This window comes from Microbacterium sp. PA5 (assembly GCF_049860775.1).
GTDB lineage: Bacteria > Actinomycetota > Actinomycetes > Actinomycetales > Microbacteriaceae > Microbacterium.
Map to the genome: position 1 here is coordinate 1,818,594 of NZ_CP187567.1, position 12,534 is coordinate 1,831,127.

A 12,534-nucleotide genomic window follows, 5' to 3' on the forward strand; every position below is an offset into this window, starting at 1 on the left:
GCTCACGCGACCGGGTTCGCCGGAGGAGCGGGGTTCTCGCCGGGTTCGCCGGGATGCGCCGACGGCCCGGGCTCGGGGTGGGGCGCGGGAGCCGGGGCCGGATCGATGCGCTCTCCGTACTGCGGCGGGACGGAGGGATCCACGGCCGGCGCGGGCGGCGCGGCCACCGCCGCGGGGGCGCCGAGGATCTCGCGCGCGCGGCGCAGCGACCGCGGCAGGACCGTGACCTCGTAGTGGTCGGCGATGAGCTGCGTGATCGACGTGTAGTCGCGACGACGACGGAGCACCGAGTAGGTGATGATGCTCATCAGCATGCCGATCGCGATGCCGACCAGCATGACGCCGACGAAGAGCTGGATCGCCGCGTTGGGGGTGCCCAGCACGAAGATCGCCGAGAACAGCAAGCCGAGCAGGATGCCGTTGATGGCCCCCTGACGCGCCGCGGCGGCGTAGCCGAGGCGACCGGTGACCGTCTCGACGGAGCGGAGCCCTCGGCCCACGATCGCGATGTCCTTCGCGGGGATCTCGGCGGCGATGAGGCGCGAGACGCTCTTCTGCGCGCCCTCGTACGAGGGGTACTCGGCGATGGTCTCGCCGTGCTCCTGGGGGGTCCCGCCCATCATGCTCACGCGGTCCATCTTGTCACGGCGGGCTCGGAAAGGCCCGAGTGCGACAGACCGGCCGCGCACGGGCGCCCCGCGGACACGCGCACTACGCTGGTCAGGTGAGTACGCAGCGGGTTTTCGTCGCGCGCCTGGTCGGGTGCGCCGTCTTCGACCCCGCCGGCGACCGGCTCGGCAAGGTCCGGGATGTCGTCGTCATCTTCCGAAAAGACGATCCGCCCCGCGTCGTCGGCCTGGTCGTCGAGATCCCCGGGCGTCGGCACGTGTTCCTCTCGATCGGGCGCGTGACCTCGATCGCCACCGGGCAGGTCATCACGACGGGTCTCATCAACGTGCGCCGCTTCCAGCAGCGCGGGGGCGAGGTGCGGGTCATGGCCGAGCTCCTCGGCCGCCGCGTGTACCTGCGCGACGGGTCGGGACCGGCGGTCATCGAGGATGCCGCGATCGAACGCAACCGCCTGGGCGAGTGGGACATCGGGCAGCTCTTCCTGCGCCGCCCCAAGACCAGCGCCTCGCCGTTCGCGAAGGGCCCGACCACGTTCGCGCAGTGGAGCGACGTCCGCGAGGACTCCACGCCGGGCGAGGCGCAGTCCGCCGAGCAGCTGGTCGCCAGCTACTCCGAGCTCAAGCCCGCCGACCTGGCCAACACCCTGCTCGACCTTCCCGAGGAGCGTCTCCTGGAGGTCGCCGAGGAGCTCCCCGACGACCGCCTCGCCGACGCGCTCGAGGAGATGCCCGAGGAGGAGCAGGTCCACATCCTCGAGGCCCTGGGCGACGAGCGCGCCGCCGACATCCTCGACCAGATGGAGCCCGACGACGCCGCGGACGTGCTGGCCCAGCTTCCCGAGCAGCAGCGCGAGGAGCTCCTCGAGCTCATGGAGCCCGAGGAGGCCGAGGACGTCCGCGAGCTCCTGAAGTACGGCTCCGACACCGCCGGCGGTCTCATGACGAGCGAGCCGATCGTGCTGTCGGCCGACGCGACGGTCGCCGAGGCGCTCGCCCTCATCCGGCGCCACGAGCTGCATCCCGCGCTGGCCGCCGCCGTCTTCGTCACGCTGCCGCCGTACGAGACGCCGACGGGACGGCTGCTGGGCACCGTGCACTTCCAGCGGATGCTGCGCTATCCCCCGCACGAGCGGCTCGGCGCGATCATCGACGACGCGGTCGACGCCGTGCCGGTGACCGGTTCGGCCGCCGAGGTCGCGCGGCTGCTGGCCAGCTACAACCTCGTCTCCCTTCCGGTGGTCGACGCCGCGCACCGTCTGGTGGGCGTGGTCAGCGTCGACGACGTGCTCGACTACCTGCTGCCCGAGGACTGGCGCTCCCATGACGGCGACGCCGCTCCCGCACCCGCGACGGCGCGAGGGAGGCGATGATGGCCCGCACCCCCCGCCAGACCACTCCGCTGGACGCCCCGCTCGGACGCACGACCCGGCGCGCCCCGCAGCCGTCGCGCGACCGCTTCGGCCGCTTCACCGAGTGGATCGCCCGCGCCATGGGCACGCCGATGTTCCTCCTCATCCTGTCGCTGTTCTGCATCGGCTGGATCTCGTGGAACACGCTGATGCCGGTCTGGCTCCGCTTCGACTCGCAGGAGTACGGATTCACCGTCCTCACCCTTGTGCTCTCCCTGCAGGCCTCCTACGCGGCCCCGCTCATCCTTCTCGCCCAGAACCGCCAGGACGACCGCGACCGCGTGCAGATCGAGCAGGACCGTCAGCGGGCCGAGCGCAATCTCGCCGACACGGAGTACCTGGCCCGCGAGGTCGTCGCGCTGCGGATGAGCATCACCGATCTCACGGGCGAGCTCGTGACCAAGGACGCACTGCGGCAGGAGCTCGCCCGGCTGATCGAGCAGCTCGACGCGCGCGAGACCGCCCCGACCGACGACGCGCGACCGTGAGCGCGGACTCCCCCGCCGACGAGGTGCGGCGGGCGGTCTCGGCCGTCATGGATCCCGAGCTGCGCCTGCCGATCGGCGAGCTGGACATGGTGCGCGAGGTGGTCGTGACCGGTGACGTCGCCGAGGTGGCGATCGCCCTGACGATCGTCGGATGTCCGGCCGCCGACCGGATCGAACGCGAGGTGCGCGCCGCCGCGGCGGGCGTCGCCGGCATCGGGCGGGTGGACGTCGCGGTGGGCGTCATGTCGCCCGCCGAGCGCGCCGCGCTCACCGAACGGCTGCGCGGCGGCCGGCGCCGGATGCCGTTCGGGCCCGAATCGCTCACCCGGGTCATCGCCGTCACCAGCGGCAAAGGGGGCGTGGGCAAGTCCACGGTCACGGCGAACCTCGCCGTCGCCCTGGCCGGGCGCGGACTGGCCGTCGGGCTGATCGACGCGGACGTCCACGGCTTCTCGATACCGGCGCTGCTCGGACTCGTCGGCCGCGACGGACTCCCGCCCCAGCCGACCCGGGTCGACGACCTGATGCTGCCGCCGGTCGCCTACGGCGTCAAGGCGATCTCGATCGGGATGTTCCTCCCCCGGGGCGAGCGCGGCGGCGGGGCCGTCGCGTGGCGAGGACCGATGCTCCACCGCACCATCCAGCAGTTCCTCACCGACGTGTACTTCGGCGACCTCGACGTGCTGCTCATCGACATGCCCCCGGGCACGGGCGATGTGGCGATCTCGGTGGGTCAGACCCTCCCCCACGCGGAGGTCGTCGTGGTCACCACCCCGCAGACCGCCGCCGCCGACGTGGCGATCCGCAGTGCGCTCGTCGCACGCCAGACCGGTCAGAAGGTGGTCGGCGTCATCGAGAACATGGCCGCGATGACCCTGCCCGACGGCACCGTCCTCGAGCTGTTCGGTGCGGGCGGGGGCGCTGCCGTCGCCCAGGCGCTGAGCACCGACGAGGACGTGCCGCTGCTCGGATCGATCCCCCTCGACGCGCAGGTGCGCGTGGGCGGCGACACGGGCGCGCCGATCGTGGTCTCGCACCCGGACGATCCCGCCGCCCGGGCGATCCTGTCGGTCGCCGAACGGCTCGTCGCGCGGCCTCGCGGACTCGCCGGCCGCGCGCTGCCCGTCACCCCCCGCTGATCAGGTGGCCTCGGAGTCGAACGGCACCGGGGCGTCGGGATCGCGACCCGGCCGGGGATCGGAGTCGGCGAGCGTGCCCGTCGGGGACGGCGCGACAGCGGGCGCGGCGACGACGGCAGGGGCGATCGCCGAGGCCCGGGACGGCGGTGAGGGGGTGTCGTCGAGGAGCGCGTCGCGGATGATCCGACGCGGGTCGTACTGCCGCGGGTCGAGCTTGCGCCACTCGATGTCGTCGAAGTCCTCGCCCATCTCGTCCTTGACGCGGGAGCGCGCCCCGTTGAGCCAGTCGCGGGCACGCACGGTGAACTTGGCGAGCAGCTCCGCGTAGCGGGGAAGCTTCTCCGGGCCGAGCAGGAGCGCCGCCACCACGAGGATGATGACGATCTTCTCCATGTCGATGCCGAAGAACATGGCTCAAGGTTACCCGTGCGCCTCGGCCGTCACGGCGCCCTCGCGGCCTACTCTGGCAGAGGAGGTCCAGGCGATGCGTGACAACGAGGCGGCCCGCGAACACGAGGCTTTGCGCCGGTACGCGGATGAGGCGACGATCGAGCCGGAGGCGATCGCCCGCGCGCGCGCTCACGCCCTCGAGCTGGGCGCGGACCCGGTGAGTGCGCCGGTGGGAGCGCAGTGCGCCGTCATCGCGGCGGCGACCGCGGCGCTCAACATCGTCGAGATCGGCACCGGCGGCGGCGTGTCTGGGCTGTGGCTGCTGCGCGGCTCGCCGCGCGCCACGCTCACCACCATCGACATCGAGCCCGAGCATCTCGCCGCCGCGCGCAGCGCGTTCGCCGACGCCAAGGTGCCGCCCGCGCGCGCCCGCTTCATCTCGGGCCGCGCCGCCGACGTGCTGCCGCGGATGAACGAGGCGTCCTACGACATCGTGCTCGTCGACGCCGACGCCGAGGGCGTCATCGAGTACGTCGAGCACGGCCTGCGGCTCGTGCGCGCCGGCGGCACGGTGCTGGTCCCCCGGGTGCTGGCCGGGGGCGCCGTCGCGGATCCGGTCAAGCGCGACGCGATCACGAGCGCCTACCGCTCGCTGATCCAGGAGACGCAGTCCTCGCCGGCGGTGCTCGGCGCACTGTCGATCGTGGGCGAGGGCCTGCTGCAGCTGACCACCACGGCGACCGACGGCCGCTGAGCCCGCCGCGCCGCGGACCGAGCGGAGACGACGAGAGGCCGGTCCGAAGACCGGCCTCTCGTCTGTCGTGAGGTCAGGCGGCGCCGACGACCTCGCCCAGAACGCTGTGGAGTTCCTTGGCCTCGTCGTCGTTCACCGATACGACCAGACGTCCGCCGCCTTCGAGAGGCACGCGCACGATGATCAGGCGTCCCTCCTTCACGGCCTCCATCGGTCCGTCACCGGTTCGCGGCTTCATGGCTGCCATTGCGGCTCCTTTTCGTTGACTACCTGTCAAGTTTACCCGTCCGCGCGGAGAGCGCGTTCCCAGGGCCGAGGAATCGTCCGCAGAACGTCGACGCGTGCGCTCAGGGGATCTGGAAGTAGGTGCTCGCGAGGGCGAACATGTTGTAGATCCACCACCACTGGCCGACGAGGCACGCGGCGAGCACGCCGAACCGCCACGGCATCGAGCGCGGGACCGCGAACGCCCCCAACAGCGGCGACAACGGCACGAGGAGGCGGAAGATGCTCGACTGCGGGAAGAACACCGCGAGCAGGTACAGGAGGTAGGACGCGGACCACAGCCGGATCTCCGCCCCCAGCCGCTTCACCGGCGGGGCGAACAGCAGGAGCGCCGCCGTCGCGGCCACGCCGAGCGCGAGCGCGACGTAGCCCCACGCCTCGGGAAGCCCCCACAGGCGGAACCAGATCGCGGCAGCCTGCACGAAGCCGTCGAACGGCACGAACGCCCCGTCCTCCCCCGTCCACGAGCGCCGCCAGCTGAGCTCGGTCTCGAGATATCCCGAGGGGTCGCCGGTGACGGCGCCGGCGATCAGCTGCCAGGAGAACCCGACGGCCGCCGCCAGGAGGCCCGTCGCCACGATGTGGACGATCTCGCGCCCGCCCAGCGCGTCGCGGTCCCGGCGCAGCCAGCGCCAGATCCCGTAGAGCGCCAGGAAGAGCGAGAAGGCGAGCACCCCGGGGCGGGTGTAGCCCATGAGCGGGATGAGCGCGTACAGCCAGCCGAAGCGGCGCTGCTGCACGCACCGCAGCGCGAGGAACAGCCAGAGGAGGAACAGCGACTCGGCGTAGCCGATCTGGAAGAGGGCCGCCAGCGGACCGTTCGCGAAGAGCACCACCGCCCACATCGCCGCGGTCGCGCCGATGCGTCCGCGGAGCAGGGCGAACAGCACGAGCGCGGCGAGGTACCCCGCCACGAGCGACACCACGAGGGCGCCGCGCGAGTAGTCGCCGAGGCCGACCACTTTCGCCAGCGCCGGGTACAGCGGCATGAACGCCCACTGGTTGGTGGTGACGTTCCCGGCGTCGTCGCGCGGCAGCTCGGTCGGATAGCCGACGCCCGCGATGAACGAGTACCACTCGGCATCCCACCCCATGACGAACGAGCCGACGGTGGCCTGGTCGCCGAACCGCGACCCGGGTCCGGAGAGTTCCGCCGCCACGAAGAGCATGGCCGTGGTCACCGCGCGCGCTAGGAGGTACACCACGGCGACCCGCGCAGCGACGGGCAGCCGGCGCCAGCGCGCGTGCGCGGCCGCCCCCGCCGATCCCCCTCGCCGCCCGCGCCGGGGCGGGCCGGCGGCGTCGCCCGCGCTCAGGGCGCCGTCAGCCACGCCCGCAGTCCCCGCTCGACGTCCTCGATCTGGGCGACGGGCACGCGCTCCTCGTCGTGGTGGGCCAGGTGCGGATCGCCCGGCCCGTAGTTGACGGCGGGCACCCCGAGCTGCGAGAACCGCGCGACGTCGGTCCAGCCGTACTTGGGGCGCGGCTCGGCGCCGACCGCGGCGAGGAACTCCTGCGCGAGCGGCGCGTCCAGCCCGGGGCGGGCGCCCGGGGCGACGTCCACGATCTCCACGTCGAAGCCTGCGAAGACGTCGCGCACGTGGGCCGCGGCCTCCTCGCCGCTGCGCTTGGGCGCGAAGCGGTAGTTCACCTCGACCTCGCACAGATCGGGGATGACGTTGCCGGCGATGCCGCCGCGGATGCCGACCGCGTTCAGCCCCTCGCGGTACACCAGGCCGTCGACCTCCAGATCGCGCGTGCGGTACTCCGCCAGCCGGGCGAGGATCGGCGCCGCCTTGTGGATCGCGTTCTCCCCGATCCAGGAGCGCGCACTGTGGGCGCGCACGCCGCGGGTGCGGACGACCGCGCGGAGGGTTCCGTTGCATCCGCCCTCCACGTGTCCGTTGGAGGGCTCCCCGAGGATCGCGAAGTCGGCCTGGAACAGGTCGGGCCGGGTCTCCACGAGGCGGGTCAGCGCGTTGCGGTCGGAGTCGACCTCCTCGTGGTCGTACCAGATCCACGTCAGATCGACACGCGGCGCGACGAGCTCGGCGGCGAGCTTGAGCTGCACCGCGACCCCGGCCTTCATGTCGACGGTGCCGCGCCCCCACAGGTACGCCTCGCCGTCGATCTCCATGTCCCGCGTGGGGAGATTGGCGTTGATCGGGACCGTGTCGATGTGCCCGGCGATGGCGACCCGCTGAGCGCGTCCGAGCCGGGTGCGGGCGATGATGGTGTCGCCGTCGCGCTCGACGTGCAGGTGCGCGTACGCGCTGATCGCCGCGTGGATCGCGTCGGCCAGGGTGGTCTCGTCGTCGGAGACGCTCGGGATGTCGCAGATGGCCCGGGTGAGCTCGAGCGCGGACACGGTCAGATCCAGCGTGGGCATGACGACGAGTCTACTGAGGCGTCGGGGCCCACTAGCCTGGAGGGATGAGCGATCAGCGTCGGGTGTGGGGTGTCGGTCTGGCCACGGTGAGCGCCGATGGGACGGTCCTCGACACCTGGTTCCCCGAGCCCGCACTCGGCTCCGCGCCCGCGGACGCCGACACGGAAGCCCTGGCAGGCGCCGCCGGTCCCGACGAGCGGCGGGCGGTGACCGTCGAGGTCGTCCTGATCGAGGCCGATCTCGACGAGGAGCCCGCCGGCACCTCCGACGCCTACCTGCGCCTGCACGCGCTCTCGCACCGCCTGGTCGCGCCGAACGACGTGAACCTCACCGGCATCTTCGCCCACCTGCCCACCGTCGCCTGGACCAACGCGGGCCCGGTGCACCCCGATGAGCTCACCCGCCTGCGCCCGCAGCTCCAGCGCGCCGGGATCCAGGTGCAGAGCCTCGACAAGTTCCCGCGCCTGCTCGACTACGTCGTGCCCTCGGGGGTGCGCATCGCCGACGCCTCGCGCGTCCGCCTGGGCGCCCACCTGGCGGCCGGCACCACGGTGATGCACGAGGGCTTCGTCAACTTCAACGCGGGCACGCTCGGAACCTCGATGGTCGAGGGGCGGATCTCGCAGGGCGTCGTCGTCGGAGACGGCAGCGACATCGGCGGCGGGGCCTCCATCATGGGCACGCTGTCGGGCGGCGGCAGCCACCGCGTCTCGATCGGGCGGCGCACCCTGCTGGGCGCCAACGCCGGCATCGGGATCTCGCTCGGCGACGACTGCGTCGTCGAGGCCGGCCTGTACGTCACGGCCGGGTCCAAGATCGTGCTCGCCGACGAGCCGCCGCGCGCCGACGGATCCCGGCCGACGGTCAAGGGCGCCGAGCTGTCCGGTCGCGACGGCATCCTGTTCCGCCGGAACTCCCTGACCGGCGCCGTGGAGGCCGTCCGCCGCGCCGGCGCGGGCGTCACCCTCAACGACGCGCTCCACGCCTGAGAGCGCGGCCTCAGCCGCGCAGCACGGCGGCCCGCGCCTCCCGGTGCTCGTCGGCGGTGATCACCCCGCGCGCCAGCAGTCCGTCGAGCTCGGCGAGGCGCTCCTCGATGGAGCGCGGCGCCGTCGCAGGCTCGTCGGAGCCCCGGAGCACGTCGCTGCGGAGCACCTTCGCCGCGACCGCCGCATCCACGGTGAACGGATCGGTCCCGGCGTCGCGCAGGATCCGGTACTTGCGGATGCCGACGACGGCGCTGAAGATCGCCGCCCCGATGAAGAGCACGACGAAGAGGCCGATGAAGCCCCCCATGCCGGTGGCGGCACCCATCGTGGTGGGATCGATCACGGGGTCGTCGACGAGACCGGCGGTGCGCATACGGTCAGCGTAGAGCCCGGCGACGGGCTCGTCGAGATGCGGTGAGCCGTCAGTCGCGGATTCGCACCGAGAGGCAGGTGACGCAGCCCTCGAGCTTCTCGAACTCGCTCACCGGCACGGTCACCACCTCGAGGCCGCGTTCCCGGTAGACCGCCGCGGTCCTCGGCGCGTCGTCCGACATCAGCACCGTGGCGTCGTCGAGCACCACCACGGCGGTGCCGTGCTCCTCGGGGATGCCGAGGAAGACGGGGAAGAGCGACGGATCGTCGACCAGCGGCGCGAAGCCGACCACGGTGCCGTCGGGGAGCGCGGTGACCCCCGACTTCAGGTGCAGCACGCGGGTCACCGGGATCTCCACCACGTCCCAGCCGCGGGGCTCGAGCAGTGCGCGCAGCTGTGCGATGCCCGCCGCGTTGGTGCGCGAGGAGGCACCGACGTACACCGTGCGCCCGACCTTCAGCACGTCGCCGCCGTCGAGGGTGCCCGGCTCCTCGATGCTCTCCACCGCGAGCCCGGTCGCCCGGGCCGCCGCGGCGGCGGTCGTCGCCTCTCCGCGCCGGCTCTCCGCGCCCGCCCGGCAGAGCACCACCAGGTCGCCGAAGACGATGAGCGCGTCCTCGACGAACACGCCGTCCGCCTGGGCGTCGTCCGGCTCGATCTCCACGACGTCCCACCCGCGCCCGCGGAAGACGTCGACGTATCCCCGCCATTGGCGCACGGCCAGCTCGGGGTCGACGGGCACCCGCTCGAGGTGGGTGAGCTCGCCGTCGGCGAGTCGCGGGGACGGGCGGCGGACGAGGAGTCGAGGCATCCCTCGACCCTAGCGCCAGGAGGATCCCGGCGCGGGCGCGCGTCAGACGGTGCCGGGGTAGTCGCGCTCCGCCGCACCCGTGTACAGCTGCTGCGGACGACCGATCTTGGTCTGCGGGTCGAGCTGCATCTCGCGCCAGTGGGCGAGCCAGCCGGGAAGTCGGCCGATCGCGAACAGCGGCGTGAACATGCGCGTGGGGAAGCCCATCGCCTTGTAGATCACGCCGGTGTAGAAGTCGACGTTGGGGTAGAGCCGTCGCTCCTTGAAGTAGTCGTCGTTGAGGGCGATGTCCTCGAGCTCCTTGGCGAGGTCGAGGAGCGGGTCGTGCACGCCCAGCTCTGCGAGGACCTCGTCGGCGGACTCCTTGACGAGCTTCGCGCGGGGATCGTAGTTCTTGTAGACGCGGTGCCCGAAGCCCATCAGCTTGACACCGTCCTCCTTGTTCTTCACCCGCTCCACGAAGCGCTGCACCGTCTCGCCCGAGTCGCGGATGCGGGCGAGCATGTCCAGCACGGCCTCGTTGGCGCCGCCGTGGAGCGGGCCGTAGAGCGCGTTGATCCCCGCGGAGATCGACGAGAACTGGTTCGCGCCGGTCGAGCCCACCAGGCGGACCGTCGAGGTCGAGGCGTTCTGCTCGTGATCCTCGTGGAGGATGAGCAGCCGCTCCAGCGCGCGCGAGGTCACCGGGTTCACCTCGTAGAGCTCCGCGAGGACGCCGAAGTTCAGCTTGAGGAAGTTGTCGACGAAGCTCAGCGAGTTGTCGGGGTACAGGAAGGCCTGGCCGATGCTCTTCTTGTGCGCGTAGGCCGCGATCACCGGGAGCTTGGCGAGCAGGCGGATCGTGTTGAGCTCGACGTGGTCGGGGTTGTTGGGGTCGGACTGCCCCTCGTAGTAGGTCGAGAGGGCCGCGGTGGCCGCCGACAGCATCGACATCGGGTGGGCCGTGTGGGGCAGCGCGGAGAAGAAGCGCTTCAGGTCCTCGTGCAGCAGCGTGTGGCGGCGGATCTTGTCGTCCCACTCGGCGAGCTGATCGGCCGTCGGCAGGTCTCCGTAGAGCAGCAGCCACGCCACCTCGAGGTAGGTGCTGTTCGTGGCGAGCTGCTCGATCGGATAGCCGCGGTAGCGCAGGATGCCGGCGTCACCGTCGATGTAGGTGATCGCGGACTTCGTCGCCGCGGTGTTGACGAAGCCGTAGTCCAGCGCCGTGTGGCCGGTCTGCTTCGTGAAGGTCGAGAAGTCGACGGCGGGAGTGCCCTCGGTTCCGGTGAGGATCGGCAGCTGCGCCGTCCGCTCTCCGACGGTGACAGTGGCCTGCTGGGGGGTTCCCGACTCGCTCACGAAGCCTCCTTGCGGTCGATCTGGGCGTCTTTACAGCCTAGTGGGCCCGGCGGCCTACTCCGATCGGAGCCAAAGGATCACGGCATCCATAGGAGGAAATCTACGACGAGCTCGAGGCGTCCAGGCGTGCCGCCGCCGCGGCGATGCGCTCATCGGTGGCCGTCAGCGAGAAGCGGACGTGCTGCGGGAAATGTGTCCCGTAGAAGTGGCCGGGGCCGGCGAGGATGCCGATGGCGGCGAGCCTCTCCATCGACGCCCAGGCGTCCTCGCCCGCCGTCGCCCAGAGGTAGAGGCCGCCCTCGCTGTGGTCGATGCGGAATCCGGCCCGCTCCAGGGCGGGCTTCAGGAGGTCCCGGCGGGCGCGGTAGCGCTCGCGCTGGGCGACGACGTGCGCGTCGTCGCCGAGCGCCGCCGTCATCGCCGCCTGCACGGGGGCGGGGAGCATGAGGCCGAGGTGCTTGCGCGCGGTCAGGAGGCCGGCGACCAGGGCGGCGTCGCCCGCGAGGAAGGCGGCGCGGTAGCCGGCGAGATTCGACTGCTTGCTCAGCGAGTAGACGGACAGGAGCGAGGAGACATCGCCTCCGGTCACGCGCGGGTCGAGGACGCTCGGCACGGGCTGCTCCGCCCACGGGCCCTCCCAGCCGAGCTCGGCGTAGCACTCGTCGGACGCCAGCACGGCGCCGAGCTCGCGCGCCCGCGCCACCGCGGCGCGCAGCTCGTCGACGTCGAGGACCCTGCCGTCGGGGTTGCCCGGCGTGTTGATCCAGATCAGACGGGCGCCCTGGGGCCACTCGGCGGGATCGTCGGCCGCGACCGGCGTCGCGCCCACGAGCGTGGCCCCGACCTCGTACGTCGGATACGCGGCCCGCGGATGCACGACCACGTCGCTCGCTCCCAGGCCCAGCAGCAGGGGCAGCAGCGCCACCAGCTCCTTCGAGCCGACGGTGGGGAGCACCTGGTCCACGTCGAGGCCAGAGACGCCCCGGCGCCGGGCGTACCAGTCCACGATCGCCTGGCGCAGCGCCGCCGTTCCGACCGTCTGCGGGTACGCGTGCGCGTCGGTCGCCGTGCGCAGCGCGGTGGCGACCACGTCAGGGGTGGGGTCGACGGGCGACCCGATCGACAGGTCGACGATCCCCTCGGGGTGTGTGCGCGCCGTCGCGGCGAAGGGCGCGACGGCGTCCCAGGGGTAGTCGTCGAGGTCGTGGACCGTCATCCGTGCGACTGCGGGGGAAGCGCCGCGATCAGCGGGTGGTCCTTGGCGATGACGCCGATCTTGGCGGCGCCGCCGGGAGAGCCGATGTCGTCGAAGAAGTCGACGTTGGCGGCGTAGTAGTCCTGCCACTCCTCCGGCAGGTCGTCCTCGTAGTAGATCGCCTCGACGGGGCACACGGGCTCGCAGGCGCCGCAGTCCACGCACTCGTCGGGGTGGATGTACAGCGAGCGCTCACCCTCGTAGATGCAGTCGACGGGACACTCGTCGATGCACGCACGGTCCTTCACGTCCACACAGGGCAAGGCGATCACATATGTCACGCCT

Annotated in this window: 15 protein-coding genes; 5 read left to right on the forward strand and 10 right to left on the reverse strand. The window is 72.1% G+C overall.

Going from position 1 to position 12,534, the window contains the following annotated elements; translation table 11 throughout:
* Positions 1–2: 2 nt before the first annotated feature.
* Entirely contained in the window at positions 3–623 is a 621-nt protein-coding gene (locus ACPWUT_RS08540) for a general stress protein (RefSeq protein WP_425842226.1), read from the reverse strand.
* Between the two features lie 101 nt (positions 624–724).
* Between ACPWUT_RS08540 and ACPWUT_RS08545 the strand changes: the two genes are divergently transcribed.
* The 3 genes from ACPWUT_RS08545 to ACPWUT_RS08555 are packed head-to-tail and all read left to right on the forward strand — an operon-like array spanning position 725 to position 3,665.
* Positions 725–1,999, forward strand: a complete 1,275-nt coding sequence (locus tag ACPWUT_RS08545; RefSeq protein ID WP_284527554.1) for a magnesium transporter MgtE N-terminal domain-containing protein — start codon at positions 725–727, stop codon at positions 1,997–1,999.
* Entirely contained in the window at positions 1,999–2,526 is a 528-nt protein-coding gene (locus ACPWUT_RS08550; RefSeq protein ID WP_284527555.1) for a DUF1003 domain-containing protein, read from the forward strand. Before ACPWUT_RS08545 ends, ACPWUT_RS08550 begins: the two co-directional genes overlap by 1 nt.
* Positions 2,523–3,665, forward strand: a complete 1,143-nt coding sequence (locus ACPWUT_RS08555; RefSeq protein ID WP_425836542.1) for an Mrp/NBP35 family ATP-binding protein — start codon at positions 2,523–2,525, stop codon at positions 3,663–3,665. The genes ACPWUT_RS08550 and ACPWUT_RS08555 overlap by 4 nt, the downstream gene beginning before the upstream one ends.
* Here the strand turns inward: ACPWUT_RS08555 and ACPWUT_RS08560 are convergent, their stop codons facing one another.
* Complete coding sequence (locus tag ACPWUT_RS08560) at positions 3,666–4,076, reverse strand: Sec-independent protein translocase TatB (RefSeq protein ID WP_284527557.1); 411 nt, start codon at positions 4,074–4,076, stop codon at positions 3,666–3,668.
* A gap of 73 nt (positions 4,077–4,149) precedes the next feature.
* On the opposite strand from ACPWUT_RS08560, the gene ACPWUT_RS08565 reads away from it, so the two are divergent.
* The gene (locus ACPWUT_RS08565) at positions 4,150–4,809 is read left to right on the forward strand and encodes an O-methyltransferase (protein ID WP_284527558.1); all 660 of its coding nucleotides are present in this window, start codon (positions 4,150–4,152) and stop codon (positions 4,807–4,809) included.
* 73 nt (positions 4,810–4,882) lie between these two features.
* Here the strand turns inward: ACPWUT_RS08565 and ACPWUT_RS08570 are convergent, their stop codons facing one another.
* The 3 genes from ACPWUT_RS08570 to dapE all read right to left on the reverse strand — a co-directional run bounded on the left by ACPWUT_RS08570 (position 4,883) and on the right by dapE (position 7,483).
* Positions 4,883–5,056: a DUF3117 domain-containing protein gene (locus ACPWUT_RS08570; RefSeq protein WP_082406089.1), complete on the reverse strand. Its 174-nt coding sequence runs from the start codon at positions 5,054–5,056 to the stop codon at positions 4,883–4,885.
* 100 nt (positions 5,057–5,156) lie between these two features.
* On the reverse strand, positions 5,157–6,425 hold the full coding sequence (locus tag ACPWUT_RS08575) for a hypothetical protein (protein ID WP_425836547.1): 1,269 nt from the start codon (positions 6,423–6,425) through the stop codon (positions 5,157–5,159).
* Positions 6,407–7,483 (reverse strand): succinyl-diaminopimelate desuccinylase, encoded by a 1,077-nt coding sequence (gene dapE, locus ACPWUT_RS08580; RefSeq protein ID WP_425836550.1) that lies wholly within the window; start codon positions 7,481–7,483, stop codon positions 6,407–6,409. The genes ACPWUT_RS08575 and dapE overlap by 19 nt, the downstream gene beginning before the upstream one ends.
* A gap of 44 nt (positions 7,484–7,527) precedes the next feature.
* Between dapE and dapD the strand changes: the two genes are divergently transcribed.
* Positions 7,528–8,472, forward strand: coding sequence for a 2,3,4,5-tetrahydropyridine-2,6-dicarboxylate N-succinyltransferase (dapD, locus tag ACPWUT_RS08585; RefSeq protein WP_284527560.1), 945 nt, complete (start codon positions 7,528–7,530; stop codon positions 8,470–8,472).
* Between the two features lie 10 nt (positions 8,473–8,482).
* Here dapD and ACPWUT_RS08590 read toward each other — a convergent pair whose 3' ends face one another.
* The 5 genes from ACPWUT_RS08590 to fdxA form a co-directional block, all read right to left on the reverse strand.
* Positions 8,483–8,845, reverse strand: a complete 363-nt coding sequence (locus ACPWUT_RS08590; protein ID WP_284527561.1) for an SHOCT domain-containing protein — start codon at positions 8,843–8,845, stop codon at positions 8,483–8,485.
* Between the two features lie 49 nt (positions 8,846–8,894).
* Positions 8,895–9,656 (reverse strand): dimethylargininase, encoded by a 762-nt coding sequence (gene ddaH, locus ACPWUT_RS08595; RefSeq protein WP_425836555.1) that lies wholly within the window; start codon positions 9,654–9,656, stop codon positions 8,895–8,897.
* A 42-nt stretch (positions 9,657–9,698) separates the two neighbouring features.
* The gene (locus tag ACPWUT_RS08600; protein WP_284527563.1) at positions 9,699–10,994 is read right to left on the reverse strand and encodes a citrate synthase; all 1,296 of its coding nucleotides are present in this window, start codon (positions 10,992–10,994) and stop codon (positions 9,699–9,701) included.
* Between the two features lie 100 nt (positions 10,995–11,094).
* Positions 11,095–12,210, reverse strand: a complete 1,116-nt coding sequence (dapC, locus tag ACPWUT_RS08605; protein ID WP_425836559.1) for a succinyldiaminopimelate transaminase — start codon at positions 12,208–12,210, stop codon at positions 11,095–11,097.
* Entirely contained in the window at positions 12,207–12,530 is a 324-nt protein-coding gene (gene fdxA, locus ACPWUT_RS08610; RefSeq protein WP_284527565.1) for a ferredoxin, read from the reverse strand. The genes dapC and fdxA overlap by 4 nt, the downstream gene beginning before the upstream one ends.
* Between the last annotated feature and the right edge of the window lie 4 nt (positions 12,531–12,534).

Bases quoted from the DNA above. Each gene is read 5' to 3' on its own strand.
- ACPWUT_RS08550 (WP_284527555.1), top strand. From the start codon at position 1,999: ATGGCCCGCACCCCCCGCCAGACCACTCCGCTGGACGCCCCGCTCGGA.
- ACPWUT_RS08590 (WP_284527561.1), bottom strand. From the start codon at position 8,845: ATGCGCACCGCCGGTCTCGTCGACGACCCCGTGATCGATCCCACCACG.
- ACPWUT_RS08540 (WP_425842226.1), bottom strand. From the start codon at position 623: ATGATGGGCGGGACCCCCCAGGAGCACGGCGAGACCATCGCCGAGTAC.
- ACPWUT_RS08560 (WP_284527557.1), bottom strand. From the start codon at position 4,076: ATGTTCTTCGGCATCGACATGGAGAAGATCGTCATCATCCTCGTGGTG.
- ACPWUT_RS08570 (WP_082406089.1), bottom strand. From the start codon at position 5,056: ATGGCAGCCATGAAGCCGCGAACCGGTGACGGACCGATGGAGGCCGTG.
- dapC (WP_425836559.1), bottom strand. From the start codon at position 12,210: ATGACGGTCCACGACCTCGACGACTACCCCTGGGACGCCGTCGCGCCC.
- ACPWUT_RS08565 (WP_284527558.1), top strand. From the start codon at position 4,150: ATGCGTGACAACGAGGCGGCCCGCGAACACGAGGCTTTGCGCCGGTAC.
- ddaH (WP_425836555.1), bottom strand. From the start codon at position 9,656: ATGCCTCGACTCCTCGTCCGCCGCCCGTCCCCGCGACTCGCCGACGGC.
- dapD (WP_284527560.1), top strand. From the start codon at position 7,528: ATGAGCGATCAGCGTCGGGTGTGGGGTGTCGGTCTGGCCACGGTGAGC.
- dapE (WP_425836550.1), bottom strand. From the start codon at position 7,483: ATGCCCACGCTGGATCTGACCGTGTCCGCGCTCGAGCTCACCCGGGCC.